The sequence below is a fragment of the Neobacillus cucumis genome (genome assembly GCF_016908975.1).
GTDB lineage: Bacteria > Bacillota > Bacilli > Bacillales > Cytobacillaceae > Neobacillus > Neobacillus cucumis.
In genome coordinates this window covers 96,834-123,803 of sequence record NZ_JAFBEX010000013.1, presented here as the reverse complement: position 1 = coordinate 123,803, position 26,970 = coordinate 96,834, and the positions used below count along the sequence as shown (strand labels likewise).

The window sequence follows — 26,970 nt, the reverse complement described above, 5'->3', positions numbered from 1 at the left end:
CTTTTATACAACTGATTCATTGCGAATAAACAATGAACTATTACGCACAATCAAGAAAAAAATTAAACTTGGTAATACCATAAAAGCAAACACGGGCTTAACTAATAAAATAAAGATAAAAAAGCAAGCTAAAACCATATTTAAAAAGGTAAGATAGAATTTTTTTATTGAATAATAGAATGACAGGATGATAAGTGTTTTTAATTTATGCTTTGTCTTTGTCAAAATAACCAGGCCACATATCGCGATATTTAATAGTAAAATGGATAAGATGATAAAGAAGGGAGAAACAATCGCAAATAAAGATTTATCCATGAACACCACAATATCCATCATCAAAATAAATAACAGTGCTAAGGTGATTGTCCATAAAAGGATGGATGTCGGGAAACTCCCTTTATAAAACTTCCAAAAATCTTTTGTTACGCTAATATCTTTTTCTACCACTATTTTATTTAGGGATGCGATTAATGCCGCCAATGCAGGTCCCATTGGTATAAGAGTGATAAAATAATAGATCATATTTGATGGTACAAATTGTAAGGTAGACAGTGCCAAAATAAAGGGTATATTAGCAATGGAAAAATACAAATTTAGTATCAAAAACCAATAACCATAATTAAAAATGGCAGCATATTGAAAATGTGACAGGTTCATTCGAAACATAAGAATCAGCCTTTCATACCAGTCGTTGCTATTCCTTCAATAATATATTTCTGTGCAAAAATGAAAATAATCGTAATTGGGATAATCGATATTAAGGATGCCGCCATGATCAATGCATATTGTGCATCATACAATGTGACAAACATACGTAATCCTAACTGAATTGTTTTTACTTCTGTTGAATTTAAGTAAATAAACGGTCCCATATAATCGTTCCAAGTATTGACGAAAGTTAAAACAATCAGGGTTGTAAGTGCTGGTTTGGATAATGGCAAAATGATTTTAAAGTAGATTCCATATTCATTTAATCCATCTACGCGGGCTGCTTCACTTAATTCTTCAGGGATACTCATATAAAATTGTCTCATCAAAAAGACACCAAATGCACTAAATGCTTGTAATAGTACTAATGACCACAATGTATCGGTTAAATGTACATCTCTCATCATAATAAATTGTGGAATCATATATGCTTGCCATGGAACCGCAATCGTACCAATATAAGCTAAGAAAAGGGTATCTCTCCCCTTAAATCTCATTTTTGAAAATCCATAGGCAGCAAAACTACTAGTCAGAACTTGAATAAAGGTAACGACAACACTTAAGAAAATAGTATTTTTAAAGAATGTTAATAGCGGGATTTGATGCCATATGGTCACAAAGTTATTCCATTGTGGTTTATCAGGTATCCATTGGATTGGTATACTAAATACTTGGTTATCTTGTTTCAATGCGGAAGAAATCATCCAGAAAAAGGGAATTAAGACTAAAAAAGATAAACCAACTAAAAAGATATACGTAATTGTATTTCCGATTATTTTCTTTTTCTTTTGTGACTTGAAAGAGCTTTTGACAGTTGCATCTAATGTTTTTGTTGCTGCTTCCAATGGTTTCACCTCCTAAAAGTCTGTATTCTTTTCTTGGACTTTGAATTGAAGAATCGTGATTCCCAAGACAACGATGAATAATACTAATGAGATCGCAGAAGCATAGCCAAAATTATAATTGACAAACGCTTCATTATAAATGAGGTAAACCAATACATTGGTAGCACGTCCTGGTCCACCCTGGGTCATGACTTGAATCAAGTCAAATACTTTAAAACTGGATATTGTCAATAAAATTAAAACTAAAAAAGTGGTAGGAGCAAGCATTGGTAAGGTAACATGTCTAAATTCATGCCAAGTATTCGCACCGTCCATTTTAGCCGCTTCATATAATTCTTTCGGTATACTTTGCAAACCTGCTAAATAGAGAACCATATAATAGCCCATCCCACGCCAAACACTTACAATAATAATGGCCGGCATAGCCCATTTTGAAGAAGACGTCCATCCTGGAGGATTGTCTATTCCAATCCATCGTAAAAATTCATTAATAAGTCCCATATCTGGATGAAATAACATATTCCATACCACTGCTATAGCTACTAATGAAGTGACATACGGGAAAAAGATTGCCGCACGAAAGGTACTGATTCCGGGGATTTTTTTATTCAGTAAAATCGCCAAAAGCAAGGCACAGACTAGCGTTAATGGCACAGTACCAACTGTATAATAGACCGTATTCCAAAGGGATATCCAAAACGTTTGATCATTAATCATCGATTTAAAGTTTTCTAGTCCAACAAATTCGGGAGATGAAAAGGCATCCCACTTCATAAAAGCAATAACAAAGGAAGCTATTACAGGGATTAAGGTAAAAATAGCGAAGCCAAGGAAATTTGGGGTAATAAAGGACCATGCAATTAAGTTATTTCTTCTTCTTCGTTTCTTTTCTGTTACAATTTTAGGAGTATTAAGCATCAAATTTGTATTACTCATATTGTCCCACCCTATTGATTTGGCGGTTCTCTCCTTTCAGTAAAGGGGTTAAATGGGGACAATAGCTAGACAGTTAAATCTATCCGCTTTTGTCCCAATGATTTTACTTCTTCAGAACTTCCGATTTAACACGTTGATCCATTTCTTTGATTCCTTTATCAATACTGTTTTCGCCAATCATGATTAAGTCATGTTCTTCACCTAAAATTTTGTCAATAGCAGCAGAGTTTTTATCCATTGGCATTTCAATATTTACAGAATCAGGGCTAAATGCTTTCTTAGAAAGTTCATCGTTTGGCATTCCAGCAACATTAAAGTAAATATTATTAATGTCAGCTGTACGATAAGCTGGTACTACACCCACTCCAGCAACCACTTTTGCACCTTCTTCACCAGAAGCCCACTTAACAAATTTCTCAGCTTCTTTGCTATGTGCAGCATTCTTATTTACTGCGAATGCGGTTGGAGAGCCCCATGATTTAACTTTGCCTTTTTCTGTTTGAGGTAGTGGAGCAATCCCCCAATCTACATTTGTTTTACCTGCATTTTTCGAACTAAGTACACCGGCCATATACCAAGTACCCATTGGAAGCATAGCAGCTTTTTCTGTTTCAAATTGTGATGCATATGTTGTATTAGTTGATTTGGCAGTTCCATAATCTAGTACACTCTTATCTGCCTGCATACCTAGGAATACTTTATACATGTTGCTTAGGAAACTGTAGTCTCCTTTGATAATTGCATTTGGTGTTCCTACTTCTTGAGCTGCAGCAGTCGCATTGGTAATTGATCTCCATACATGGTTATAAGCACCATATACTTTAGAATCGCCTGAGCCGGAAGTTAATTTTTTCGCAGTTTCGCGATACTCTTCCCAAGTTAGGTTTTCAGGATATTTAACGCCTGCTTTATCGAATAACTTCTTATTGTAGTAAAGCACCCAGAAATCGTTACGATATGGTAAGGCATAAATTTTCCCTTTATCATCTTTCATATAATCTAATGTACCCATATATTTATCTGCATCTAAAGTGTTTGCATATGAAGTTAGATCCTTTAATTGACCGCGGTATGCATAGTTTGAATAGCCAATCAGGTTTTTCATTGTTAAAACATCGGAATCATCGTTACCGGCCAGCATTGTGGTTAATTTTTGATCATACTGTGCTGCTTCAATATCAACTGGTTCAATTTTTACATTTGGATTTTGTTTCTCATAGGCGTCAAATAAAGCTTTAAATTCAGGGGTTGTATCATAGTTCCATACAGTTACTTTCAAGGTAACTTTTCCATCTTTATCTGTTGCGGTTGAAGCTGTATCTTTAGAACTGCAACCCGTCATTACACTACCTATAATTAGTAGAAGCACAAATATTAACGCGAAATGCTTTTTCATAGTTTTCCCCCATTTTTCATAATTTCTTTTAACAAACTACTGTCTTAAATGATAGATTCCTTGTTTTGACATACGTCCGATGTTCCATCTCCCCTCAGCTTGATTACTAAATATTGAAAGCCTTTACAAGTAAAAGATTATCAAATTTCTATTTCCAACCAATAAGAATAATTTTACTTAGTAAGTGAAAATTTTGACTTTTATATACTGGTCCAAAAAAACATCAAAAAAGGAACATTGTTAATCCTTTAGGGAAAACAATGTTCCTATATTCATGTTATTATCCCACTTCTAAAGACTGATGCTGTGATTGATGCAGCTTCCAATAGTAACTCTTTTGGTTTAATAATTCATTATGCGATCCTTCTTCTATGATTCTGCCTTTATCGATGACAAAGATACGATTGGCATTTTGAATCGTAGAAAGGCGATGGGCAATGATAAAAGAGGTTCTTCCCGCAAGTAACGTTTCAAGCCCCTTTTGCAAAGCCAGCTCGGTTTCCGTATCAATCGATGATGTAGCCTCGTCTAAAATTAAAATTTTAGGATCAGCTAAGAGTGCACGGGCAAAAGAAATCAACTGTCTTTGCCCTGTGGAAAGCCTTGTGCCTCTTTCGTTGACCTCCGTATGATACCCATCAGCGAGCCCGCTAATAAACGAATGTGCCTGCACGGCTTTCGCCGCCGCAATTACTTCTTCATCTGAGGCATCAAGCCGGCCATAACGGATATTATCCAAAATCGTTCCTGAAAAGATAAATGGATCTTGAAGCATGACGCCCATTTGCTTTCGTAGGGATGGGATAGTAACCGAACTAATATCCACACCGTCCATTTCAATTTTTCCACTGCTAACATCATAGAAACGGCTAAGCAGACTGACAATGGTTGTTTTTCCCGATCCGGTGGCCCCGACAAGGGCAATGGTTTCACCGGGATTTACGCAAAAATGTATATTCTTGAGAATTCTTTCCCCTTCTTCATATTGAAATTCCACATCTTTAAATTCCACCTTCCCCTTGATCGTCGTAAGCTCTACGGCATTCGGGGGATCCTGTACGGTTGGGCGTTCATCGATCATTTCAAAAATTCTTTCCAAATAGGCCGTTGCGTTTATAATTGCATTGTAGAAGTTTCCGATATTGGCAATAGGAGTCCAAAACATCCCTATATATCCAACAAAAGCAACTAATGCACCGACCGATACACCCTCACCCATTTGAGATATACCAAATACATAGATTACTGAGGTAGTGAGAATCGATATATTTTCAATCGATGGCCATAGCAGGAACTGGATTTTAACCGCTTTCATCCAGGAACTCCGATAGCTTTCCGATACTTCTCTAAAAATCCGTTTATTTTCTTCTTCCCTTGTAAAAGCTTGAGTGACCTTAATTCCGTTGATACTTTCATGAATGTAAGCATTCATATTGGACTGCTTATTACTTAATACCTGCCATGCTTTGCGCTGTGCATTTTTAATTAGGAGAACTACTACCGCAAGGATTGGAAATCCAAGCATTGCCATAAGCGTTAGCTTTACATCAATTGCTAACATAAATCCTACTATTACAAAAAGACTAAACAGGTCCGTTATCAAATTAATTAAGCCATTTGATAATAAATCGCTTAAGGAGTTAACATAGTTAACCACTCTCACTAATATCTTCCCGTGCGGCCTGCTGTCATAAAAAGAAAAGGATAATTTTTGTAAATGGGTAAATAAATCCTTTCTGATATTCAAGATGACGCTCTGCCCGATCTCGGACATCATTCGTATTCTATATTTCATACAGATGCCGGTAATCACAAGAGCACCAAGATAAATACAAGAAAGGACCACTAAATTTCCGACATCCTTGTTCGGAATACTCTCATCAATAGCTTTTTTAATTAAATAAGGTCCAATTAAATTGGCTCCGCTGGCAATCAGCATGATCAATACGGTCAAAATTATCTTTTTTTTGTAAGGTTTTAAATACGTAAACAATCTTTTCAGATGAACAAAGCTGAATGGTGAATCCAATTCCTCATCTACATCAAATTTATTGCGCGCCATTAAGATAGATCACTTCCTTACCATTGTAATGACCATCAAAATTGCCATTTTGATTCATGAACACTTTGTAGTAATACCCTTTTTTCGCAAGCAGCTCTTTATGTCTTCCTCTTTCAATAATAGTGCCATTGTCCATGACAAGAATGAGATCTGCCTCTTTCACGGAGGAAATTCGATGAGCAATTATAAAACAGGTCTTCCCATTTAAATATGTCTTTAATGTTCGTTGGATTCGGAGTTCTGTTTCCATATCGACAGCTGATGTGGTGTCATCGAGAATTAGGACGGATGGGTTTTTTAGAATCGCGCGAGCTAACGCAATCCTTTGCCTTTGTCCTCCTGAGAGTCCTACGCCCCGTTCCCCAATAATGGTATCGTAACCTTCTGGAAGGTTGGTAATGAAACCATGTGCCTCTGCCATTTTTGCAGCAGATTGAACCATTTCTAACGAGGCATCCGGATTCCCATACGCAATATTGCCCTCAATGGTATCAGAAAAAAGAAATATATCCTGCATCACCATTGCCATACGATCTCTCAATCTAGAAATATCCCAATCTTTCACGTTCATCCCATCCACTTTAACTTCTCCACCAGTTGTATCATAAAAACGACTGAGGAGGTTCACCAGTGTCGATTTACCAGACCCTGTTGGACCGATGATTCCAACTGTTTGCCCAGGCTGTGCTTTAAAGCTGATATCGTTCAAAACCTGTTCGTCCCCATAACTAAAGGACACATGGTTGAATTCTACTCCCCCATTAATAGGTTTGATAATAGCTCTTTTTGCCTCGTTTGTAATCTCTGGGTGGGTATTTAACAGGTCTTCTATTTTTTCTGCAGAAGCTATAAACCTTTGAACATCATTGATTAACCACCCTGCCATCCGCATTGGATTATTTAATGCCCATATCAAAGAATTAAAGGTTACTAATTCACCAAAAGTCAGCGAACCGTTAATGACCATAAATCCTCCAACTAAAATCATCACAACGGTTAATACACCGGCAAGTGAATCAAGAACAGGCAAATACTTTTCCCAAACTTTTGCCGAGTCAAGACTTCTTGCCTTGAAGGCTTCATTTTCGACTGAGAACTTTTCAATTTCATAGTCTTCCTTCGCAAATGCCTTTATTACCCGATTGCCGCTGATGTTTTCCTGTACCACAGAATTTAACCTGGCAAACTGTCCTCGAATCGCTGAAAAGGTAGGTTTGACCGTAAAGGATAATCGAGTAGCAAAGAAACCAATGATGGGTGTAACAGCTATCATGGCTATCGCCAAAAGCGGGTTAATATAGAACATAAACACAATGGCCATGATTAAGATGGTTAGATTTTCAAAGATCATATAAATCCCCCAGGCGGTAAAATGCCTGACTGCTTCTAAATCTCCTGTCATTCGCGCCATAATATCTCCTGTTTTAGTCCGATCGAAGAAGCTAAAATCTAATTGTTGAAGCCGGTCATACAACTGTTCTCTGATTGTGAATATGACATTTTGCGAAACCCTTTCGAACATTAATTGGTAATTATAACGAACAACTGTTTTAAGCAAAGTAACCCCTATCATGGTCCCTAAAAAGGACCATAGTAAACCATTCTGGTGACCATAAATAACCTTATCGACTATTTTTCCTGCAAAATATGGATTTAGCATATTTAACATAGAAACGGTTAATGTCAGAAAAAGTCCGCTGAATAATCGAATCCGGAAGTTCCTTATATATCCCCACACCCAGCGTATGCTCTGCATGCTTCACATCCCCCTTCCACCGAATCTCTAACATATATACATGAAAATAAAAACTTTTATGAACCTATTATAGTGTTATAATCAGAGAATAAAATGTAAAATCATAACAAAAAATTGCACAATCCTAACATTAGAGGAGAAATCAAATGCTTCAATTATTTGCCCCTCCTTTACCCACACTTCTTGCAGCGGGCAAGGGAACTTTTAATATCGGTCAATCCCATATAAACCGAAACAAGATTGGTGTTTTTGATTTATTAGTTGTCACAAAGGGTCAATTGTTCATGGGTGAAGACAATCATAAATTTAAGGTTGGAAGAGGAAATACGCTTATCCTCTATCCAGATCGGTACCACTTTTCTGTTTCACCCTGTGATCAAGTGACCAAATTTTTTTGGTTTCATTTCATTGCCTCAAAAGGCTGGCAGGATCTTACTACTTCTAAGCCTTTTCATTCCGAAGAGAGAGCTAGTGAAGATGGTGGGAATTTTTTTTCAGAGAATCCATTTGGGATTACACTGCCCAAATACTGCAATCTATCAAATCCTGAGGCTGTTGAACTCCTATGTTCAAAAATAACTTCATCTGAGACCGAGTCCATTTACTCTAGGGAATGGCAGCGTCAAATCCTATTTCAACAATTACTCCAAGAACTTTCGAATCATATGCACTTAGCCAATTCTCTGCCTGCATTTGCGGTTGCAGAAAAAGCAGCCATTTTTTTACGAAAAAATTATGCCAAGAAAGTAACCTACGAAGACCTTGGCCGAGCTCTTAGGTTCCATCCAAATCATATTGCCAGATGTATGATCCAGTCATTTGGCTGTACACCAATTGAATATGTAAATAAAATTCGGATTGACCAAGCCAAAATTTTACTCATTTCAACAGATTGGAGTATTGATCGCATTTCAGAAAGCAGCGGCTTTACACAATCCGCCTATTTCAGCAGACTCTTCAAAAAGTTGGAACATCTTACGCCACACCAATTTCGTAAACAATATGTGGGAAAGATACCCATTAACAAATTAGATAGTCTGGAGACACCTTAGTATGGAATGAAATCTTCTCAAAATTGGCGATTTTGTATAAATTCCTTATGAAAATCAGATACTATTCTTTTAGAAGGGGTGTGTGATAGTGAATTTAAATTCATTATGCTATCTCGGACTAGGATTCATTAGTATCATTCTTCTGATTTATGTATGTATAAAAACGGGTGCCAAACATGCCTTATTAACATTTATGGCCATGGTCGGATTGGGATATATGATTGAGGGAGTTATCTATAACTTCTTAAGCAGCTATCAATATTATCCTAACTTCATTAAACATGATCCTATATATGACAGTGCATTTGGTGCGATTGCCTCAAATGCCTTAACATTACCTGTATCAGCCGTTTTTCTAGCAGCGTTCCGTAAAAGTTGGCTTTGGATTTTCATGATGATCGGTTTGTTTGCAGTTATTGAATGGTTGTTTTTAGAACTACATATCTATAAGCATAATTGGTGGAAGATAGGCTATACATCGTTTGGTCTTTTCTTTTATTTTCTATTTGTCAAATTTCTTTATCGCAAATTGAGTTTCCCATTAAAAGGATTTTTGCATACTTTTTGTTTATATTTAATTATTAGCCCATTCGCAGGTACCCTTCATATTGTTCCAATTACGCTTTTTAATAACCGATATTATGAGTTTGGTTTATTTGCTAACCAATCCAAAGATACAATCGCATTTGCCACTCTTTGTTATTTGTGTGCGAGCCTCGTTTATGTGTTTATGGGAAAACTCCGAATTCTACCAAGATGGGTGAAATATCTCGCTACTGGATTAAGTATGTACAGCGCAAACCTTATACTAAAAGGAGCCGGCATCCTGCATAGTTTGGTTTGGTGGGACTCTTGGTATTACATTGTACTATCGTTACTCTCACTCCTTTTTACAGAATACATTAGCAAATGTCTTTATAAAGGCACTGTACAAGCCAAAACTTAAATTAAAAAAGCGGCTCAACCCAAAGGGTTGAACCGTTTTTTTCAAGAGATAACTTTGAGAATGGTCCAGCTTCAGCGCCCAACGGCTAGTGTCCTTCGCGCTTCTTCCTACGATAAGTCAACACGAAAAAGCTTCGCTCTTCGTGTTGACTTTATCTCAGTCGAAGCACTCCAGGCCATACGCCGCTAAACGGGCGCTTACGCTTTTCTTTCAGGCACCAATATGCTTGAATTGTCCTTTGGATAAGACAGTTTTTTGGAGTCTGTGGGCCATGATACCAGCTAGGACGGATAAGATAAGGTCCTTTGGCAGTGGAGCCACCATCCATAACCATGCCATTTTGTATGAGAAACCTTCGGGAGCTCCTGCCCAGAGTTTGTAAGCAAAATACATCCAGTTGGTTCCGAAAAGATAGTTAACCGCCATTCCAATGAACGAAGCAATGATAAATACTGGTAGACTTTTATTCTTTTCAACCAATTTACCGATGATATACGCTGCTAAAATATACGAAACAATAAAGCCAAATGTCGGTTTAATGACGGTGGTAAGCCCGCCAGTAAAATCTGCAAATACCGGAACCCCTACTAAGCCTACTAACATATAAACAACCATGGCAATTGATCCTACTCGACTTCCTAAAATTGCGCCTGCTAAAATAGCAAAAAAAGTTTGTAAAGTAATCGGTACTCCGCCCACATGTAAGAACGGTGCAATCGTTGATATGTTTGCTCCGATAGCCATTAAAGCCACAAACATTGCCGCTAATGTTAAATCCAATGTCCTTAACTTTCTCATCATAAACTCCCACCCTTATCATTTATCTTATCTTTAAAATAAACGGTAAGGATATTTATTGTCAACTAAAATTCGCAATTAGTTAACATTATAAAAACAGTAATCTCTCTTATTTTTTCCGGCAGTTTTTGCAAACATTAATGGTTTGGCCGGATTCTGTTTTATGCGAATATAGCAATTTTATCCCTGTTCTTCCGCATAAAGGGCAAGTCCCCCTTCCATTTGAAGGCAGGTTTTGAATTGTCTTTCCTCTGTTTCTTTTCGCCATTTCCATCACTCTTTTCAATTAATCTCGTTTCTTTATCTAATGATGGACTGGCATAAATATTGTTAGGCAAATAATGGTTTTTGGACAAAATTTAAACCTCATAAATTCCCCTTCAGATGACAGAAGGACTAACATCCAATAATCAACTCCTACTCGTCTTTCTTTCTAATTTGCAACAACTCCACATACATATTAATTAATCTGATTGTTTTCTTTGTCCGCACGTCAATGATTCTCCAGCCATAAGATAGAAGTAAGAGTTAGTCTAAATTCTATAATTGAAGGGAAAGATGTGGTGTTTTAATATGAAAAATAATTCAGATTACTACCATTCATTTAAAAATCTTCAGGAGAATGGACTCTCCTTCGAGCAGGTTTTCGAACGGATTGTTACATTCATGACATCAAATCCAAAAGCAAACTATCGCCTGATGGTGGGAACAGATTCACAGGTACACAAATCTCAAACTGTTTTTATTACAGGAATTGTGATTCAAAATGAAGGAAATGGTGTGTGGGCCTGTATAAGAAAGTACATTGTTCCAAGGAAAATGACACAGCTGCATGAAAGGATTTCACTCGAACTCTCGTTAACCGAGGAAATTGTTTCCATGTTTACAGAAGAAAGAAAAAATCAATTAATCGCAATTGTCCTCCCTTATCTTTACGAAGGTGCTACCTTCACGATGGAGGGGCATATCGACATTGGCGCTGGCAAACGAAATAAGACAAGGGAATTTGTGACAGAAATGGTGACACGAATGGAGTCAATGGGTGTAGAACCTAAAATCAAACCAGATGCTTTTGTTGCCTCCAGTTATGCAAATCGATATACGAAATAAGCGTCAGGCACTGAAAAACATGTGTCTGACGCTTTTTTATACTTCCGTAAATTTTTCCGTTCCCATTGTGGTGCCAGGCACCCCAAACACATAGCTCGTCTTGTGACCACCCGTCCTTTTTTCCAGCGTAAAACATAATGGACTTCCAGCACTTCATAAATTGGTGATAGGGGGTGATTGTATGAAAAAAGGACTTTTAGCGATTGTTTTTCCGTTCATACTTCTATTGTCAGGCTGCTTTAGCGACCCTGTACAAGATGATCTGCTCAATTATGTGAATAAGGAAATGAAACAGCCAGGGAAATTAGAAGCTGCAGCTATAACTGCTTATGAGAGTGAGACAGGGGCAAACTATCAGGACGACCAAAAACTGTATGATGTGTTAACGAAAAAAGTGATTCCAACCTATAATGAATTTATCCAAGAATTGAATTCTGTCAAAATAGAAACCGATGAGTTAAAGGAGATTCACAAGATTTATGTTGAGGGGGCCAACATACAATATAAAGCATTTGTGAAAATCAAACAGGCCTTAGAGGCACAAGACCCTGCAATGATTCAGGAAGCCAATAATATGCTTGCAGATGCGAAAGCGCATATCCTAGAATATAAGACTAAATTAAACCAACTAGCTAAGGAACATAAGGTGAAATTCAATTGATCATAAATAATTTGAAAATAACAAAGTGCCAGTCCCATTCTAATTAAATGGAACTGGCACTGCACTTTTAACCTTAGTGGACCTTTACTAGAGCGGTATTTCTTTTTTTCTTTTTTGCATTGGCGGTAACTCCCCATAGGTCAATGCCCGCCAAATCCACTCAAATGGACCATATCGGAAATAATGTAACCAAATGGTACTAAATAGTAATTGAATAACATATATAGCCAAGCAGACATATAGGGTTTGAAGGTAAAAAATATGATTTTTAAGCTGCAGCAATGTTCCAGCTATTAAAATGAAAACCGTTTGCATTAAATAATTGGTAAAGGCCATTCTGCCATAGCTTTTTATGGGTGCTAGAACTTTTCGACAAATGGGCGATTGTAACACCCCTATCATTGCCCCTATATAAAAAGCAGATATGACTGGACCAATCGTAATGCCCATGTTGAGAAAGTGTTGCGTTTGAACAGTGTTGGCGGATTCAGTGCCACCAGGTATCATATGCAATTGTAAGATGATCCCCGTTATACTTAGAACAAACATAATCACGGTGAACCCGGTAACCGTCTTTTTGTAAAGCGAGATTTTTTCAAATACATGATATTGACCAGCAGCAATCCCCAACAACATCAATGGAACCACCATTAAGATTTTGAACGCAAACAGGCTTAATACAATTAGCATCATGATGCCAAATATAAGATTAATCCTTCTATTTACACTGTAAAACGGCAAGAGGATTAGTCCGGCGATTGAATAAATCGTTAAGGCTTCTCCAGGATGGAACTGCATGTGCACTAACCCAAAGATAAATAGCACCACCAATCGCCTAACAAACAATACCCTTCCATTTTTGCCTCTTATCTTGGCCCGGGTGATAAAGAGATGCATACCAACACCAAACAAAAAGGTAAAAATCGGATAAAAACGGCCTTCTATAAATAAATACAAAAAACGCCAATAGGCATAATCTACGGTATCAGCTTCCGGAGGATATGCAGATAACAGCGACCCGCTATTAACCAAAACAATCCCAAGCATTGCAACCCCCCGCAAATAATCCAACAAATCAATCCTGGTGCCTGTCACCCTTTCCACTATTACCACCATCGATTCCTATTATTTCAGTCGTTGTCCTAGTCGTCTTCTTCGCCTAGGAGATTTTGTGATTCTTTGTAGACCTTTTTGGCTTGGTGTCTGTCTGTGACTTGCAGTTTGTTGAGGATATTGGATATATGATTGGCGACCGTCTTTGTGCTTAGCTGTAGTTTGGCCCCAATTTGTGTATTCGTGTATCCCTCTGCAATCAGTTCTAACACCTCCAGCTCACGGCTTGTAAGCTCTCTGAGAGCCAGGTTTACGAGATCCTTTTTCTGCGGTATTGTAAAGTAATTCACCATCCGGACGGCAATATCAGAGCTAAATACAGCACCACCGTTACCCACCATTCGAATTGAATGAAGCAATTCCATTTCTCCCGCATCCTTTAGGACATAACCCCTTGCCCCCATTTGCATGGCTGTAAACACCGACTTATCATTCTTTAACATTGTAACAATCAAGATTTTCATTTCCGGGAGCTTCTCACGAATAACCCGAGTAGCTTCAATCCCGTTTAACCCAGGCATACGAATATCCATCACGATCACGTCTGGCTGAAGCTGAAGGGCCAGCTCAACCGCCTCTTCACCTGAAGCCCCCTCACCTATCACTTCTAGATCTTCCGTTGTCTGAATCAAATTACGGACCCCGCTCCGAAATAATGGATGATCATCAATTAATACTATTTTCATAGCCCTCTTCTCCCCCTGCAAAAGGCAAAACCGCTCTTACCTTTGTTCCCCCTGCATCCGATTTCTCAAAAAAACAGTGCCCTCCAAGTTCTACCGTCCGCTCTCGAATCGACTTCATGCCGATGCCTCCCATTTTGGATGGTTTTATAACTAACGGCAGACCCTTTCCATCATCATTCACTTCAATTTCTAATCTGGATCCAGACCTTACAGCAATCCTTACCGTACACTCAGTTGCCTCAGCATGTTTGACGACATTGACGAGTGCCTCTGTAATGATTCGATAGGCTGCCACCTCCACAGCTGCTGGTAATTCTGGAAGCTGGGGAGGGGCAGACAAGCAAATCTTTAAAGGGGCAGTAACAGATACAGCTCCCCCTTGCTCCTTCTTTTCTCCTGCTGTTTTCCTAATTTCATTTATCCTCGCATCAATCGCACCTAGCAGTCCAAATTCATCCAATGTCGGAGGCCGTAAATCATGCACCATCGTACGGATTTCATTTACAGTTGTCCGAATAACACCGCGCAGTTCACCAAGCAGCTCGACGGCTTTATCAGGCTGTTTATTAACATACTGTTCCGCCGCTGCCACATTAAAGGCTAATGATAACAACTTAGGTGCCAGGTCGTCGTGGAGATTCCTCCGAATTTGCAATCGTTCTTCTTCACGGGCATAAATGATCCTTTCTCTTGACTCTTGCAAATCTTGGGCTAAGAGTTGCATGCCCCACGTCATTTTTACATTCTGTAGAATGACTCCAGTCTGCCTTAAGCAAACATCCATCAACCGTAAATCTTCTTGGGAAAAAACTTCATCGTATGAGCGACTTGAAACCATCATTGTTCCAAGTTCCTCCCCGCCATGAATAATCGGAAAGGAATGAACATCAAAGCCTTTTGCTGAATCCCCCGCTATTGCTGCCATTTTTTCTTCATCATTTACCCTTATAAATATCTCGACAAATGGAAGCCGCAGTGCACTTTTTATCGTTCTAGCTACCTCCTGCAGGGCCTCTTCAGGTGACAATGGTTGGACCAAATGATCACCAAGTTCTCTTAATACCGAATATGGATCATCATGCCTCCCTTTCATCAGACGATTCAATAACCTCTGCAGTCTTTCTTTTAACGGTGAAAAAAGCACTGCAACTACCCCCGTGGAGAAAAGCGAGATCATAAAATTATCTTTTGTCTTAAATATACTTCCAAGATACAACACAATTCCTATATATAGTAAAATAATCGCTAACGACAAAGCCCCATATAGTATGGTCCTGTTTACGAGCGGGTCGATATCCCATAGCCTGCGTCTTAAAATCGCTAAAACTAAGGTTAAGGGGATAATCGCCACAACCGCATACAGCAAGGCACTTAAATAAAGATAGGAAACAGGATTATTAGCAAATACCGGATACACAAAAAAGCCGCTTATCATCACTGAACCGAGGAGAGAAATGATCGCCCCATAGACCACCCATTTCGTTTGCTGTTTCTCAAGCGAACTTGATACTTTCTTATAACGGAACACCTGGGATAAAATTGTTACCCCAATCATCGTTAAATAATAGAAAAGCCTGGACGTGTTTGACCAATTCAGCAAATCAAAGGATGTTCCAGGCAACATAAAGCTAACAAATTGGATCATACAAAAAGGGATATACACAAACATCGTCCATTTCGGTACTAATTGCCCTTTAGGAAAAAGCAGCAAAAATAAAAAGAATGCCATCCTTCCTAGACCAGCTATCGCCTCAGGAAAACGAGCAAGTGTTGAATGGTTCTCCGATCCGAGATAGACAAGCGAAGTAAACGTCGTTCCGTAAGCTACGAGGGCAACCATCGCCAAAAGTCCTAGCAAATCCCGTTTACTTTTTATAAAAATAATAAAAGCCGCCAGATAAAAAAGAAAAGAAAAAGTACATTCCATGATGACAAACCAAAGTGAGTAAATATCCGGGGTTAAAGAATATACACTTAAAGCCTCTATTGTCGTAGGAGGAGCTGGTGCTAAGGTGCTGCACGGATTAAGGGTACAATCGGTTCGAAGTATTTCATAATAACTTGAAATATTATTGATATAAAAACCAATCATGAGGGCGCAAACTGCCACGACTACTATTTGTAGAATCAACACGTTCTTTCTCACTAGCATCATCCTCTCGCCCCTATTTATAGGAAAATTATAACAACGAAAATATCACTATGTATACCTTCATTTATTCAACAAATTATCCTTAAGTTATCCCGAATATCCCCATAAAAGTTCCCGATTTCATTAGGTATGGGGTTCTCTCGTAAATAGGAATAATCGTTTGTTACGATTAGTTTGTAAATAACAACAATTCTTAAGGGAGATGGATAGAATGACAGTAGAAAGAACGATTAAATGGCTTGGGGTGGTTTGTATTTTGGCCGGTATTGCTCGAATGGGGATGACTCCAGCGGGACTCATTTTTGGATCTGATAGCAAACAGGAACTAGCTTTTGCTTTAACAGCCAGTATCTTAATGGGATTAAGTTCAATCAACCTCTTTTTAGCACAGGCAAAGAAAGCTGGATTCTTTGGATTTTTAGCAACCTTGCTCCTTTCAGTTGGTAATATCATTTTGGCTGGAGGGTTTTATGGATTTTTTGCCTTTGGCGAATTGCCAAAGCCAGGCACCTTTGTCAATATCACGGAATCATTAGCGTATCCGGGGTTACTGCTAGGAACACTTCTCTTAATGATTGTCACATATCGCGCCAACCTTTTTCCACGCTGGTATATCGGCATCTTTGCACTCATGCTGCTTTCATTAGGAATTCCTTTCCTCGGTGACTATTTCGCCTTTTTCTGGGGGTTAACTTATGTGGTGATGGGTTATACCATCTTTACCGAAAAATATGTCAGCGCTTCTGAAAAAATGAATCGTAAAAAATCAAATGCAGCTCTTAAATTATAGAAGAAAAGCCCCTTTCTGATGGATTGGGGCTTCCTAATATCTCAAAATGCTTTTACGTTGCAGTTATCAGCACTTTTCTACATTTTATCGGCACTTAATAATGATTTATCAGCACTTTTAGCATTTTATCGGCACTTCCTGAGTCAACATCGACATAAAGTACTTTCTTAAAAACTTACAGCGCCAAATCGATAAATTAAAAAGCGTTCATTCGGGTTATTTTCATAGACATACGGTAAGGTGACTTCCATCTTCCGTTCAAAGGCCGTGTCCTGCTCTAAAAAATAAATATAATCCTCAGAAGGATAATATAACACCAGCTCCACTTCCCGTGGCGCCTCCTCCAAAGAGCGCAGGATATTGTTCACCACTTTACGGAACACTTGAATCGAGAACGGATTAAAAAAATAAAAACGATTATCTAAGCTGGTGATTTCATACGCTTCTGCTAAACAGCAAATAAATCGGATTTTGTCCTTTCCATTCTTTTTCACATAACGCTTTTGATTTAACAGCGCCTCTTGATAAAGTTCTTCGTTCATTTCTACCCCTACAACCGTTACATCATAAAAATAATGAAGGAAAAAATTTAACCGCCCCTTCCCCGAGCCAAAGTCCACTATATGGTCATCTCTGTTAATGTCATAATAACGGAAAAGTTCCTCTAGTCCGCTGTATGGTGTAGGCTCATAACGGTGATAATGCAAACTCTTGTTAAATCCCTGCTGGTCGCCTCGGGTTTTAATATTCAATAATTTATCAAAATAATATTCTCTCATCGGAAACTCCTATAAACACTTTTTCCCCTTTATTTTAACAAAGTGAACCTAAAAAAGCCGCTTAGGTTATGAATCTAAGCGGCACTTCTTTATATCTTCAGCATCTTTACACTAAATGACTGTCTAATTTTACCAGTATTTCCTCACAGATTTTATGCGTCTCTAGGGAGTCTGCTCCTGAAATAGCAGGCTTTGAATTGGTTGTAACCGCGTGTACGAAATCTGCAACCATTTGCTCGAAACCACGTTTTTTAAGAGTCGGCTCCCAGTCACTGCCTCGTACTTCAATGGTTTCCATTCCCTTTGAAACCACTAATTTTGAGATATTATGTACACTACGCTTCTCCAAAGGTCCCATTACCTCAGCGATTTCTTCATTTGTACCATTGTCCCTATTCATGATGCCAATCGCGGTTGCTCCATTTGAAATAAACTGAACGACAACATGGTAAAGAGTCCCGTCAACGATTCTGCCATTAACCACTAAATCTTCAACTGGGTTCGGAAATAGGTATCTCATCGTATCGACCACATGAATGAAATCATCATAGATAAAATTTCTTGGTTCACCTGGCAATGCCTTCCGATGCTTCTGAACCAAAACCATATTGGGATCAGTAACTCCCTTTAGCTGCTGGTAAAAGTTCGCATATCTTCGATTGAACCCTGTCATTAAGATTAAGCCCTTTCGTTCGGCTAATTCAACTAGCCGTTTAGCGCCTTCATAATGATCTGTGATGGGCTTATCCACAAACACATGGATATTATGTTGTAAAAGCTGTTCAATTACCTCTTCATGTGAGGCCGTCGAGGAATGAACAAACGCTCCTGATATACCACTGCTCAGCAAAGACTCTAAAGTAGAGTGGAGATGTTCAAACCTGTATTTACTGCCAATCGACTTCAGTTTTTCCTGGTTACGTGTAAAAAAGTGAAATTCTACATCCTTCAAACTACTATAAACCGGCAAATATGCCTTTTGCGCTATATCCCCGAGCCCAATGACACCGAATTTAATCACTGTAATCTCCCCTTAAAAGTTAGTCAGTCCCATTAAGTATATCAATTCATGCGTAAAGAAAAATCATTTTTAAGAATTAATTAAGTTTCATTCGTTAAAGTAGGGTCAGATAACTCACGGTAACATTCTCACCCATTTATTTGAAAGGAGAATTAAACAGTGAAAAATATAAAATATTCGATTATTGTACCTGTTTTTAATGAAGAAGAGGTCATAAAAAAAACGTATCAGCGATTAACCTCTGTGATGAACTCTACGAATGCCCCTTATGAACTGCTTTTTATTAATGATGGCAGTAAGGACACAACAGAGGAAATCCTTGTTGAACTCGGACGAAATGATAAAAAAGTCAAACTCATTAACTTTTCACGGAATTTTGGACATCAAGTAGCGATTTCTGCCGGGATGGATTATGCACAAGGGGAAGCAGTTGTCATTATTGACGCTGATTTGCAGGACCCTCCTGAATTGATTTTGGACATGATTGACAAATGGATGGAAGGCTATGATGTTATCTATGCGAAGCGTCTGTCCCGAAAAGGCGAAAGCTTTTTTAAAAAGCAATCTGCCTCCCTCTTCTATCGAACACTCCGCTTCATGACCGATATTGATATTCCGCTTGATACCGGGGACTTCCGTCTCATGGATCGAAAGGTCGTAGGGGAAATGAAAGGCCTCCGCGAAAAAAACCGATTTGTCCGCGGGATGGCTAGCTGGGTAGGTTTCCGGCAGATCGCCATTGAATACGAGAGAGACGCGCGGGCGGCTGGTGAAACGAAGTACCCATTAAAGCGGATGTTAAAACTGTCAATGGACGGAATCACATCGTTTTCCTACAAACCTTTGAAATTGGCGAGTTATGCGGGAGCATTCCTCGCAATTGCTGGTTTGATTTATATGTTTTATGTTTGCTATTTAAAAATTTTCACCGATGCAACAGTCCCCGGATGGTCTTCACTAATTATCATTCAATTGTTTTTTAGTTCGTTTGTGCTTGTTTTACTTGGAATTATGGGTGAATATATCGGACGAATTTATGATGAAACCAAAAATCGTCCATTGTATATTGTCCGTGATTACTACGGGCTGGAAGAAAGAAATAACTTGAGAAGAAACAACCCAGTACCAATTACGCTTAAAAAATAACCATATGGAAGGTAATGAAATGAAAGCATTCATGAAAAGAGTGGATTATCTCTTAGTTGGGATACTCCTATTCTCGTTAGGGTTAAATTTTTATAATTTGAATAATGCTGGAACAAACACCTACTATACAGCCGCAGTCAAAAGTATGATGCAAAATTTCCATGCTTTTTTCTATGCATCATTTGATCCTGAAGGCTTCATCACAGTGGATAAACCCCCTGTGGCGCTGTGGATTCAAACATTAAGTGCCAAAATTTTTGGACTTAGTGATTTTAGTGTCTTACTGCCGGAAGCTCTAGCAGGTGTTATTTCAGTTTTTCTTATGTATATACTTGTTAAGCCAAAATTCAGTCGCACAGCGGGACTATTATCCAGTTTGGTTCTTGCCTGCTCACCCATTTTTGTGGCTGTTGTTCGGACAAATAATGTGGACAGTATTTTAATACTCACCCTATTAATAGCTGCCTGGGCCGTGATGAAAGCCGTCGATCAGAAAAAGCTAGGCTGGCTAATTCTAAGTGTTACCTTAATCGGTGTTGGCTTTAATATTAAAATGCTGCAAGCCTATATGGTTGTACCAGCGATTTTCTTGTTTTATTGGATGGCTGTGAAATTAACCTGGAAGAAACGGCTGCTGCATTTAATCGCTGCAACCGTGGTTATGGCCGGAATTTCTTTATCCTGGGCGGTAGCGGTGGATTCTGTTCCGGCTAGTGAGAGACCATATATCGGAAGCAGTCAGACCAATTCTGTCCTGGAGCTGGCGTTTGGCTATAATGGGATCCAGCGTTTGCTAGGACAAAATAAAGGGACCAAAAGTATGGGTAGTGCATCTACTGCGGTTCAAAACAAAGATAATAGTTCCACAACCAATACTAGCAATGGGCAGACTCCATCTAATCAGTCAGCAGCTGCTTCTGGGCAAGCCCAAGGAACCCAGGGAACAGCCGCATCTAGTAACCAAGGAACTGCTGTGACGGATAGTTCCTCTAACACCCAAGCTCCAATGGGTAACGGCGCTCCGCCAAACCTCCAAGTCGGCATGGGCGGTAAAATGGGCGGCGGTACAGGCGGGATGTTTGGCACTGGTACTGCCGGTCCATTACGTTTATTCTCATCTGAACTTTCCGGACAAATAAGCTGGTTATTACCATTTATTCTTTTTGCTGTCATTGGTTTATTCGCGGAATTTAGGAAAACAAAGAAATTTGACATGCGCATCAAATTTGCTGCCTTTTGGCTTACCTGGTTGATTCCCATGATGATTTTCTTCAGCATGGCTCAGTTCTTCCATCAATATTATTTAAGTATGATGGGACCAGCGATTGCGGCATTAGTGGGAATTGGGTGGACAATGCTCTGGAATTACTTTACAACCAATGACGGATGGAAATCTGGGCTTCTGCCTTGTGGCATTTTGACTACATTCCTTTTTGAGGCATTAATTCTTAACCAAAATTCACAATCCAAATTTTTGGTAGTTGGAACGGTTCTTGTCGGGGTTATCCTGTTTATTCTTATGGTTCAGCGCATGAAAAAAGAAACGTATTCCCCTGCCTTACCAATGGCAGCCTTGCTAGCCTTATTGATTTTGCCGTTATACTGGACGGGTATAACGATTAATAAAACCAATAATGCAAGCACTCCCATCGCAGGACCAGGTTCGGGTATGGGCGGAATGGGCGGAGGTGCTCGAATGGCAGCTAATATGGGCTTCCCAGGAGGGGCTGGTAATATTGCACCAGAGGGCGCACAAGATACGAGTGGCAATTCTGCATCTGGCTCACAAACTCAAGATGGCAGCATGACACCACCTACAAATCAAGATTCTGCCAGCATTCCGGCAAGTGCTCCAGCAAATGCCGGTAAAACGATGGATAATCGAAATCAATTAAACACTGCATTACTTTCGTATTTAGAAAAAAATTATGACGGTGAAAAATATTTCTTAGCAACCGACAGCACGCAGACTGCAGCTCCTTATATCCTTAATACGGATTATTCCGTTATGGCCATGGGCGGTTTTTCTGGCAGTGACCCGGCTCTAACGCCTGCAAAATTGGAAAAAATGGCGAAGGCCGGATATGTGAAGTTCTTCTTAATCTCAGGCCGTGGAGGTATGGGCGGTAATCAAAGTGAATCGGTGACACAGTGGATTAAGGATAATTGTGAAGAAGTTCCGAGTAGCGAATGGCAATCAGCTACTAGCTCACAAATTCAAACATCGTTTGGTCGTTTCGGCGGGGAGACGTTGTATGTTTATAAAGACTAGGTATTTTACCTAATAAAAACAGGACTAAGGCGATTTGATCTTAGTCCTGTTTTTTGTTAGATTAATAATCTTATTGCAGATAAAGCAGTAACTACTAGAATAAGAATCCGAAACGGCTTTTCATTGATTCTTTTAATTAAAAATGCTCCCAAAACGGCACCAACAGCAATCGCTGGAATCATCATAAGGCTAAACAACAGCGTTTTTAAATGAATATTATGCCATGCCAAAGCTTGCATAGGTACCTTCGAAATATTAACCAAAAAGAAAAACCAAGCAGTTGTGCCTAAAAATTTATCTTTCTTAAATCCTTTTGCTAATAAAAAAACACTAAAGATTGGTCCTGCAGCATTTCCGATCATCGAGGTAAATCCACTAAGGGCGCCTGTTAAGGCATAAAACCACTTACCCTTAGGCACTTTTACTCCTTCTCCCTTTCGCTCCATATACAATAAAATGATTAAGCATAAAATAACACAAATAGAGATAATCATCTTAAATTGGGCATCATTTGTATACTCACCCACCAGCAGTCCTAAAATCAGACCAGCTACCACCCATGGCAACAGAGCTTTTATGTCTTTCCAGTCAGCGTGGCGATTATAATAATATATCGCAAAAATATCCCCAATAATTAATAAAGGCAAGATCATTCCCGTTGACTCTTTACCTCCAAAGATTAAAGCAATAATCGGGATGACCGGCATCGAAAAAGCACTAATTCCCGTTTTCGAAAAACCTATCAAAACCGCCGCCACTATGATCCAAACCCACTCAGAGGCATTTAAATGAAATAAATTAAACATACGTATCCCCTATTTATCTAGTAATTATCTGAATTAAGGCAAAAAAAAGCAGAAGAACCATTGATGTATTCCTCTGCTTTTATATCCATATTGAGTTTTCTTAACCTTAATGTCAATAGCAGCCAAGCATTTTAATTGGATAATCTTTCTGTCCTATTTTTCCGAATGCCATGAACAATAAACGTAATCACAAAGGCGACCACCAACACGACAATAAACATTTCATTTGGTATCTCGAAATTGAGCAGAGTCAGCCCCATTTTAACTGCAATAAACAGGATTAAGAAATACGCAGTTGTTTCGAGCTCTGGGACCCTGTTCATTAAACTGATAAAGAAGGTCGCCACTCCTCGCATCAAGAGAATCCCAATCATACCACCTAATAAAACAACCCAAACTTCATCGGAAACAGCCAATGCTGTTAAAATACTATCAACGGAAAAGGCCAAATCCATTAGCTCTACACTAATAACGGTTGCCCAGAAAACACCAAAAGTTTGAGTCAGCCAGCCCTTAGGTTCACGCACATCTTCCTCTTCTCCGTCTTCTTTACTTTTAAACTTGTCTATAAAAAACTTGACGGATAGCCAAAGTAAATAAGCTGCACCAATCAACTTAATAAACCAAAGCCTAATTAAAAACGTTCCTAGTCCGATAAAGATAAACCGGAATAAATACGCCCCCCAAAGTCCATAAACTAGAGCCTTCTTTTGCTGCTTCTTTGGCAATGGTTTCACAAATGCTGATAAAACCAAAGCATTATCTGCAGATAAGATACATTCTAGCACCGCTAACGATACAATTAATCCCCACGCCTTCGGTGAGGTTAACACATCTGCCCACATATGCCAATTCAGCATGGAGGTAAAGTTTGAAACAATTTCTTCCCACATCGTTCATTTCTCCTTTTTTTAAAAACAAAACATATTACCTAGATTATTTTAGCTTAAAAATGGCAGAACCCACTAGTTTTTCGTATTATATAAACACCTTCAATTCATTTTACCCTAAAAAAGGAACAAATACCCAATAATAAAAGCGAAAGGGGCTAGGCGCTTAAGCTGGATAATAAAAAAGGGTCAGCCTCGGTATTTGAGACTAACCCTTCCATTTACTTTTGATATTTAGTTATTTTTGATGCAATATTTGCAGTTGGTTTCTTCTCCTGCGGTCGCGCTTTTAGGTTAGACGCCCAAGTAACTTGTGACTCATAATGCTGAGAATACTCCTTTTTAGCCAGTTGCTGGAGGCGTTCTTTATTTTTCTCAAGCAGATCTTCAAGTGCCTTCAAGCGGCGGGATGGAAAAGCGAGACCCGCTAGGACGGTGGTAATGGTAGGATCTGACTCGGTAATATAGGTTCCTTCGAATAATTCGAGCGGTTCCCCAACTCCTTCAAAAATGGATGGGACATTAATCAGTTTCGCCATATTTTCCGGACCTTCATAGATTAACCCTGCTCTGATGACACCCGTTGATTCAACTGGGCAAAAAATAGAATTTACCCACGATTGTTGAATTTTACTTGTGACATCAGCAGTCGACTTTGCATCCGTAATCGTAGTGGTGGAGATGATCGTGACTCCTCTTGTGTTAAGTATATTCATTAAATCCGTTCCGTCAAAATTCCCAAAAAAGGAGCTTTTCTTCGTCACTTGCAGAACATGATTGATGGCATCCATGACTTGATGATTGGAAGAAAGATAGACTTGATGTTTACTGGACTGCGGATTTAACTTCCGCAACTGATCATTATCGACAAGGAAGACGGATGATAGAGCCTCAATCCTAGAAATCTCTGCGATGCAGGTCGCCGCATTGATGCGGTTTCCAGCTAGAACATTCCGATCCGGGACGACTGCGATTGCTCCAATACTGACACCTGGCAGCTGGTCCAGTAATATGTCCATAAGGAGCGGACTCATCCCTGACCCTGTTCCACCATCTGTCGAAAAGGCTACTAATAACAGTTTAATATTCTTAAAAGAATTTTTGACAAAATCAATTAACTCCCGGTAATTCTCATTGACGGCTTTTAACCCAATCGACCTATCCTGACCTGCCCCACTGTAACCTGGAACAAAGTATTTGTTTTCGACCCTCGCATTCACTGTGCCATCGCGTTTATTTGTATTAATGAGCGCGGCTTGAAAGCCCATCGAGGCAGCAATTTCCGCAATATTTCCGCCGGCCTGGCCGACACCTAATATACCAATTGATTTCGCCATTTTCCCTATCCCCTCCCTTTCTTTTAAAATCATACTCATCTTTTAGAAATTTAGACTTTTCCAATGAAAAAAGAACCTTTCTTTGTTGAAAGGTTCAGTTTAAAGCCTGTACCGGTTTCCCTGATACAGAAGATAGCTTGAGCGATAACGGAAAGGCGAGTAAGAGTAAACAAATGATAAAACCGATTACTCCTTTCCAAGCAAAATGTGACCAGAAAAAGCCGCCGGCAGTACCCGCGATGCTAGAACCGGAGTAATAAAAGAATAAATAAAGCGATGATGCTTGCGCTTTAGCCTCTCGCGCCCTTCTCCCCACCCAGCTCGAAGCAATCGAATGGGAACCAAAAAAGCCAAACGTAAAGACCGCAATCCCAATAATTTTTAGCACTAGTGATGCCGCTAAGGTTAAGACGGCCCCCGCAGCCATAATGGATAGACCAATCCATAAGACCTTTTTCCGTCCCAAGCTATCGGAAAGACGTCCCATCCAAGTGGAACTAAACGTACCGGTCAGATAAACAATAAAAATCCAGCCCACTAGGGTTTGACTTAAGTGATAGGGCGGTGCGAGCAGTTCAAAGCCAATATAGTTGTATAAAGTAACAAAGCTGCCCATTAGGATAAAGGCGATGCAAAACAAACACAAAAGGGCTGGATCTTTTAAATGACCAACCAGGGAGTTGCTAAGTGCTTTTAGCTTTAATGGCTTAGGTTTAAAATAACGGGAATTTGGCAGATGAAACCAAAACCAGATGCTTAGGATGAAACTGATGATCCCTATACTCCCCATCGCAATCCGCCAAGAGAATAAGTCTGTAAGCGATCCAGTTATAATTCTGCCCGCCATTCCGCCAATGGAATTTCCACTAATGTAAATTCCCATTGCGATTCCAAGGCTTTTGGGATCTACTTCTTCACCAAGATAAGCCATTGCGATTGCAGGAAGTCCCGAGAGCACTACCCCTTGGAGTACGCGAAAGCCGAGTAAAGAGCTAAAGGTCGGGCTAAAAGCCGTGAATATGACAATTAGTGACGATAAGAGCAGAGAAGCCGACATAATCGTTTTTCTCCCCCACGCTTCAGATAAAGAACTAATCAATATCATTGAAAGCGCAAGAGTAAAGGTCGTGACTGATAATGTCAGACTCCCAGTTGCTGCCGTGACATCAAATTCTTTTGTAAAGATAGGTAATAAAGGCTGGACATCATAAAGAATCGAAAAGGTAATAAATCCTCCTGCAAAGAGAGCAAAATTAGCCTTTCGAAATCCAGTCGTTCCATGTTGCAACTTCTCCAACGATAAAACCTTCTTCCTTTCTTATTTCCCTTTTCACTTTACACCTTTTTGGTGTCAGGCACCATCGAAATACACTTGTCCACTGCATTTGGACAGGTTAAAAGCAAATTTAAAAGAAAAAAATTAAAAATTAATTTCCTTTTCATTAAATCTTAATGCAAAGAATTACAATGAGAATTATGATAGTTACGTAAAAATACAAAATTATAGTCATATTTGACTATCTTTTGTGGGGGATCATTATAATGCTGGAAAAATTAAAGGGTTTCATTTATCAGGAGAAAGTTAGGTGGGTCAGTAGATTTCTGTATTACTTGCTTATTCTGCTTTTACTGTTTTTTATGTATGGTTTCAATAATGCGAGTGCAGGTTCGTATATTTACAATGATTTCTAATTATGGAGGGATTACA

General features: G+C 39.1%; 27 protein-coding genes. 9 read left to right on the top strand and 18 right to left on the bottom strand.

The annotated features are described in order from the left end of the window. Positions 1 to 3: 3 nt before the first annotated feature. The 6 genes from JOC76_RS18240 to JOC76_RS18215 form a co-directional block, all read right to left on the bottom strand. Positions 4 to 666 (bottom strand): DUF624 domain-containing protein, encoded by a 663-nt coding sequence (locus JOC76_RS18240; protein WP_205179916.1) that lies wholly within the window; start codon positions 664 to 666, stop codon positions 4 to 6. Between the two features lie 5 nt (positions 667 to 671). Then, positions 672 to 1,553, bottom strand: coding sequence for a carbohydrate ABC transporter permease (locus JOC76_RS18235; protein WP_239557804.1), 882 nt, complete (start codon positions 1,551 to 1,553; stop codon positions 672 to 674). Between the two features lie 12 nt (positions 1,554 to 1,565). After that, positions 1,566 to 2,489, bottom strand: coding sequence for a carbohydrate ABC transporter permease (locus JOC76_RS18230; protein ID WP_239557803.1), 924 nt, complete (start codon positions 2,487 to 2,489; stop codon positions 1,566 to 1,568). A gap of 103 nt (positions 2,490 to 2,592) precedes the next feature. Next, positions 2,593 to 3,885 carry an ABC transporter substrate-binding protein gene (locus JOC76_RS18225; RefSeq protein ID WP_205179914.1) on the bottom strand — a complete coding sequence of 431 codons (1,293 nt, stop codon included), beginning with the start codon at positions 3,883 to 3,885 and terminating at the stop codon, positions 2,593 to 2,595. 280 nt (positions 3,886 to 4,165) lie between these two features. Next, the gene (locus tag JOC76_RS18220; RefSeq protein WP_205179912.1) at positions 4,166 to 5,947 is read right to left on the bottom strand and encodes an ABC transporter ATP-binding protein; all 1,782 of its coding nucleotides are present in this window, start codon (positions 5,945 to 5,947) and stop codon (positions 4,166 to 4,168) included. Next, the gene (locus JOC76_RS18215) at positions 5,934 to 7,703 is read right to left on the bottom strand and encodes an ABC transporter ATP-binding protein (protein ID WP_205179910.1); all 1,770 of its coding nucleotides are present in this window, start codon (positions 7,701 to 7,703) and stop codon (positions 5,934 to 5,936) included. The genes JOC76_RS18220 and JOC76_RS18215 overlap by 14 nt, the downstream gene beginning before the upstream one ends. Positions 7,704 to 7,849: 146 nt before the next feature. On the opposite strand from JOC76_RS18215, the gene JOC76_RS18210 reads away from it, so the two are divergent. The 3 genes from JOC76_RS18210 to JOC76_RS30535 all read left to right on the top strand — a co-directional run bounded on the left by JOC76_RS18210 (position 7,850) and on the right by JOC76_RS30535 (position 9,890). Next, positions 7,850 to 8,755, top strand: coding sequence for a helix-turn-helix transcriptional regulator (locus JOC76_RS18210; protein ID WP_205179908.1), 906 nt, complete (start codon positions 7,850 to 7,852; stop codon positions 8,753 to 8,755). A gap of 88 nt (positions 8,756 to 8,843) precedes the next feature. Beyond that, the gene (locus tag JOC76_RS18205) at positions 8,844 to 9,701 is read left to right on the top strand and encodes a hypothetical protein (RefSeq protein ID WP_205179906.1); all 858 of its coding nucleotides are present in this window, start codon (positions 8,844 to 8,846) and stop codon (positions 9,699 to 9,701) included. A 60-nt stretch (positions 9,702 to 9,761) separates the two neighbouring features. Next, on the top strand, positions 9,762 to 9,890 hold the full coding sequence (locus tag JOC76_RS30535; protein ID WP_275591374.1) for a hypothetical protein: 129 nt from the start codon (positions 9,762 to 9,764) through the stop codon (positions 9,888 to 9,890). A gap of 21 nt (positions 9,891 to 9,911) precedes the next feature. Here JOC76_RS30535 and JOC76_RS18200 read toward each other — a convergent pair whose 3' ends face one another. The 3 genes from JOC76_RS18200 to JOC76_RS18195 form a co-directional block, all read right to left on the bottom strand. Continuing rightward, positions 9,912 to 10,502 carry a biotin transporter BioY gene (locus JOC76_RS18200; RefSeq protein ID WP_205179904.1) on the bottom strand — a complete coding sequence of 197 codons (591 nt, stop codon included), beginning with the start codon at positions 10,500 to 10,502 and terminating at the stop codon, positions 9,912 to 9,914. 106 nt (positions 10,503 to 10,608) lie between these two features. Continuing rightward, positions 10,609 to 10,677 carry a hypothetical protein gene (locus JOC76_RS31090; RefSeq protein ID WP_504739421.1) on the bottom strand — a complete coding sequence of 23 codons (69 nt, stop codon included), beginning with the start codon at positions 10,675 to 10,677 and terminating at the stop codon, positions 10,609 to 10,611. Then, positions 10,661 to 10,855 (bottom strand): hypothetical protein, encoded by a 195-nt coding sequence (locus JOC76_RS18195; RefSeq protein ID WP_205179903.1) that lies wholly within the window; start codon positions 10,853 to 10,855, stop codon positions 10,661 to 10,663. The genes JOC76_RS31090 and JOC76_RS18195 overlap by 17 nt, the downstream gene beginning before the upstream one ends. Positions 10,856 to 11,072: 217 nt before the next feature. Between JOC76_RS18195 and JOC76_RS18190 the strand changes: the two genes are divergently transcribed. Together JOC76_RS18190 and JOC76_RS18185 are read left to right on the top strand one after the other, a co-directional pair. Then, positions 11,073 to 11,609, top strand: a complete 537-nt coding sequence (locus JOC76_RS18190) for a ribonuclease H-like YkuK family protein (protein WP_205179901.1) — start codon at positions 11,073 to 11,075, stop codon at positions 11,607 to 11,609. Between the two features lie 181 nt (positions 11,610 to 11,790). Further along, positions 11,791 to 12,270, top strand: coding sequence for a hypothetical protein (locus JOC76_RS18185; RefSeq protein ID WP_205179899.1), 480 nt, complete (start codon positions 11,791 to 11,793; stop codon positions 12,268 to 12,270). 87 nt (positions 12,271 to 12,357) lie between these two features. Here the strand turns inward: JOC76_RS18185 and JOC76_RS18180 are convergent, their stop codons facing one another. Genes JOC76_RS18180 through JOC76_RS30745 form a run of 3 tightly spaced genes read right to left on the bottom strand, consistent with a single transcriptional unit; the run spans position 12,358 to position 16,215 of the window. Then, positions 12,358 to 13,377 carry a DUF418 domain-containing protein gene (locus tag JOC76_RS18180; protein WP_205180014.1) on the bottom strand — a complete coding sequence of 340 codons (1,020 nt, stop codon included), beginning with the start codon at positions 13,375 to 13,377 and terminating at the stop codon, positions 12,358 to 12,360. A gap of 35 nt (positions 13,378 to 13,412) precedes the next feature. After that, entirely contained in the window at positions 13,413 to 14,069 is a 657-nt protein-coding gene (locus JOC76_RS18175; protein ID WP_205179897.1) for a response regulator transcription factor, read from the bottom strand. After that, positions 14,050 to 16,215 carry a GAF domain-containing sensor histidine kinase gene (locus JOC76_RS30745; RefSeq protein ID WP_205179896.1) on the bottom strand — a complete coding sequence of 722 codons (2,166 nt, stop codon included), beginning with the start codon at positions 16,213 to 16,215 and terminating at the stop codon, positions 14,050 to 14,052. The genes JOC76_RS18175 and JOC76_RS30745 overlap by 20 nt, the downstream gene beginning before the upstream one ends. Before the next feature lie 217 nt (positions 16,216 to 16,432). Here JOC76_RS30745 and JOC76_RS18165 point away from each other — a divergent pair, with 217 nt between their 5' ends. Further along, positions 16,433 to 17,011 carry a hypothetical protein gene (locus JOC76_RS18165; protein ID WP_205179895.1) on the top strand — a complete coding sequence of 193 codons (579 nt, stop codon included), beginning with the start codon at positions 16,433 to 16,435 and terminating at the stop codon, positions 17,009 to 17,011. A 167-nt stretch (positions 17,012 to 17,178) separates the two neighbouring features. On the opposite strand, the gene JOC76_RS18160 is transcribed toward JOC76_RS18165, so the two are convergent. Both JOC76_RS18160 and JOC76_RS18155 read right to left on the bottom strand, forming a co-directional pair. Continuing rightward, positions 17,179 to 17,790 (bottom strand): class I SAM-dependent methyltransferase, encoded by a 612-nt coding sequence (locus tag JOC76_RS18160; protein ID WP_205179894.1) that lies wholly within the window; start codon positions 17,788 to 17,790, stop codon positions 17,179 to 17,181. Between the two features lie 106 nt (positions 17,791 to 17,896). Then, the gene (locus JOC76_RS18155) at positions 17,897 to 18,811 is read right to left on the bottom strand and encodes a Gfo/Idh/MocA family protein (protein WP_205179893.1); all 915 of its coding nucleotides are present in this window, start codon (positions 18,809 to 18,811) and stop codon (positions 17,897 to 17,899) included. Positions 18,812 to 18,970: 159 nt separating this feature from the next. Here JOC76_RS18155 and JOC76_RS18150 point away from each other — a divergent pair, with 159 nt between their 5' ends. Both JOC76_RS18150 and JOC76_RS18145 read left to right on the top strand, forming a co-directional pair. Beyond that, entirely contained in the window at positions 18,971 to 19,957 is a 987-nt protein-coding gene (locus JOC76_RS18150; RefSeq protein ID WP_205179892.1) for a glycosyltransferase family 2 protein, read from the top strand. Between the two features lie 19 nt (positions 19,958 to 19,976). Next, positions 19,977 to 22,229 (top strand): glycosyltransferase family 39 protein, encoded by a 2,253-nt coding sequence (locus JOC76_RS18145; RefSeq protein WP_205179891.1) that lies wholly within the window; start codon positions 19,977 to 19,979, stop codon positions 22,227 to 22,229. A 56-nt stretch (positions 22,230 to 22,285) separates the two neighbouring features. Here JOC76_RS18145 and JOC76_RS18140 read toward each other — a convergent pair whose 3' ends face one another. The 4 genes from JOC76_RS18140 to JOC76_RS18125 all read right to left on the bottom strand — a co-directional run bounded on the left by JOC76_RS18140 (position 22,286) and on the right by JOC76_RS18125 (position 26,559). Further along, a complete protein-coding gene (locus tag JOC76_RS18140; protein WP_205179890.1) occupies positions 22,286 to 23,035 on the bottom strand; it encodes a sulfite exporter TauE/SafE family protein in 750 nt (249 codons plus the stop codon). A gap of 131 nt (positions 23,036 to 23,166) precedes the next feature. Further along, positions 23,167 to 23,928, bottom strand: coding sequence for a TerC family protein (locus JOC76_RS18135; protein ID WP_205179889.1), 762 nt, complete (start codon positions 23,926 to 23,928; stop codon positions 23,167 to 23,169). A gap of 218 nt (positions 23,929 to 24,146) precedes the next feature. Next, positions 24,147 to 25,262 (bottom strand): FtsZ/tubulin family protein, encoded by a 1,116-nt coding sequence (locus JOC76_RS18130; protein WP_205179888.1) that lies wholly within the window; start codon positions 25,260 to 25,262, stop codon positions 24,147 to 24,149. A gap of 94 nt (positions 25,263 to 25,356) precedes the next feature. Next, on the bottom strand, positions 25,357 to 26,559 hold the full coding sequence (locus tag JOC76_RS18125; RefSeq protein WP_205179886.1) for an MFS transporter: 1,203 nt from the start codon (positions 26,557 to 26,559) through the stop codon (positions 25,357 to 25,359). 245 nt (positions 26,560 to 26,804) lie between these two features. On the opposite strand from JOC76_RS18125, the gene dltX reads away from it, so the two are divergent. Beyond that, entirely contained in the window at positions 26,805 to 26,954 is a 150-nt protein-coding gene (dltX, locus tag JOC76_RS18120; protein ID WP_205179876.1) for a teichoic acid D-Ala incorporation-associated protein DltX, read from the top strand. Positions 26,955 to 26,970 lie beyond the last annotated feature (16 nt).

Bases quoted from the DNA above. Each gene is read 5' to 3' on its own strand.
- JOC76_RS18240 (WP_205179916.1), bottom strand. From the start codon at position 666: ATGTTTCGAATGAACCTGTCACATTTTCAATATGCTGCCATTTTTAAT.
- JOC76_RS18230 (WP_239557803.1), bottom strand. From the start codon at position 2,489: ATGAGTAATACAAATTTGATGCTTAATACTCCTAAAATTGTAACAGAA.
- JOC76_RS18225 (WP_205179914.1), bottom strand. From the start codon at position 3,885: ATGAAAAAGCATTTCGCGTTAATATTTGTGCTTCTACTAATTATAGGT.
- JOC76_RS18220 (WP_205179912.1), bottom strand. From the start codon at position 5,947: ATGGCGCGCAATAAATTTGATGTAGATGAGGAATTGGATTCACCATTC.
- JOC76_RS18215 (WP_205179910.1), bottom strand. From the start codon at position 7,703: ATGCAGAGCATACGCTGGGTGTGGGGATATATAAGGAACTTCCGGATT.
- JOC76_RS18210 (WP_205179908.1), top strand. From the start codon at position 7,850: ATGCTTCAATTATTTGCCCCTCCTTTACCCACACTTCTTGCAGCGGGC.
- JOC76_RS30535 (WP_275591374.1), top strand. From the start codon at position 9,762: ATGGTCCAGCTTCAGCGCCCAACGGCTAGTGTCCTTCGCGCTTCTTCC.
- JOC76_RS18200 (WP_205179904.1), bottom strand. From the start codon at position 10,502: ATGATGAGAAAGTTAAGGACATTGGATTTAACATTAGCGGCAATGTTT.
- JOC76_RS18190 (WP_205179901.1), top strand. From the start codon at position 11,073: ATGAAAAATAATTCAGATTACTACCATTCATTTAAAAATCTTCAGGAG.
- JOC76_RS18185 (WP_205179899.1), top strand. From the start codon at position 11,791: ATGAAAAAAGGACTTTTAGCGATTGTTTTTCCGTTCATACTTCTATTG.
- JOC76_RS18175 (WP_205179897.1), bottom strand. From the start codon at position 14,069: ATGAAAATAGTATTAATTGATGATCATCCATTATTTCGGAGCGGGGTC.
- JOC76_RS18165 (WP_205179895.1), top strand. From the start codon at position 16,433: ATGACAGTAGAAAGAACGATTAAATGGCTTGGGGTGGTTTGTATTTTG.
- JOC76_RS18160 (WP_205179894.1), bottom strand. From the start codon at position 17,790: ATGAGAGAATATTATTTTGATAAATTATTGAATATTAAAACCCGAGGC.
- JOC76_RS18145 (WP_205179891.1), top strand. From the start codon at position 19,977: ATGAAAGCATTCATGAAAAGAGTGGATTATCTCTTAGTTGGGATACTC.
- JOC76_RS18140 (WP_205179890.1), bottom strand. From the start codon at position 23,035: ATGTTTAATTTATTTCATTTAAATGCCTCTGAGTGGGTTTGGATCATA.
- JOC76_RS18135 (WP_205179889.1), bottom strand. From the start codon at position 23,928: ATGTGGGAAGAAATTGTTTCAAACTTTACCTCCATGCTGAATTGGCAT.
- JOC76_RS18130 (WP_205179888.1), bottom strand. From the start codon at position 25,262: ATGGCGAAATCAATTGGTATATTAGGTGTCGGCCAGGCCGGCGGAAAT.
- dltX (WP_205179876.1), top strand. From the start codon at position 26,805: ATGCTGGAAAAATTAAAGGGTTTCATTTATCAGGAGAAAGTTAGGTGG.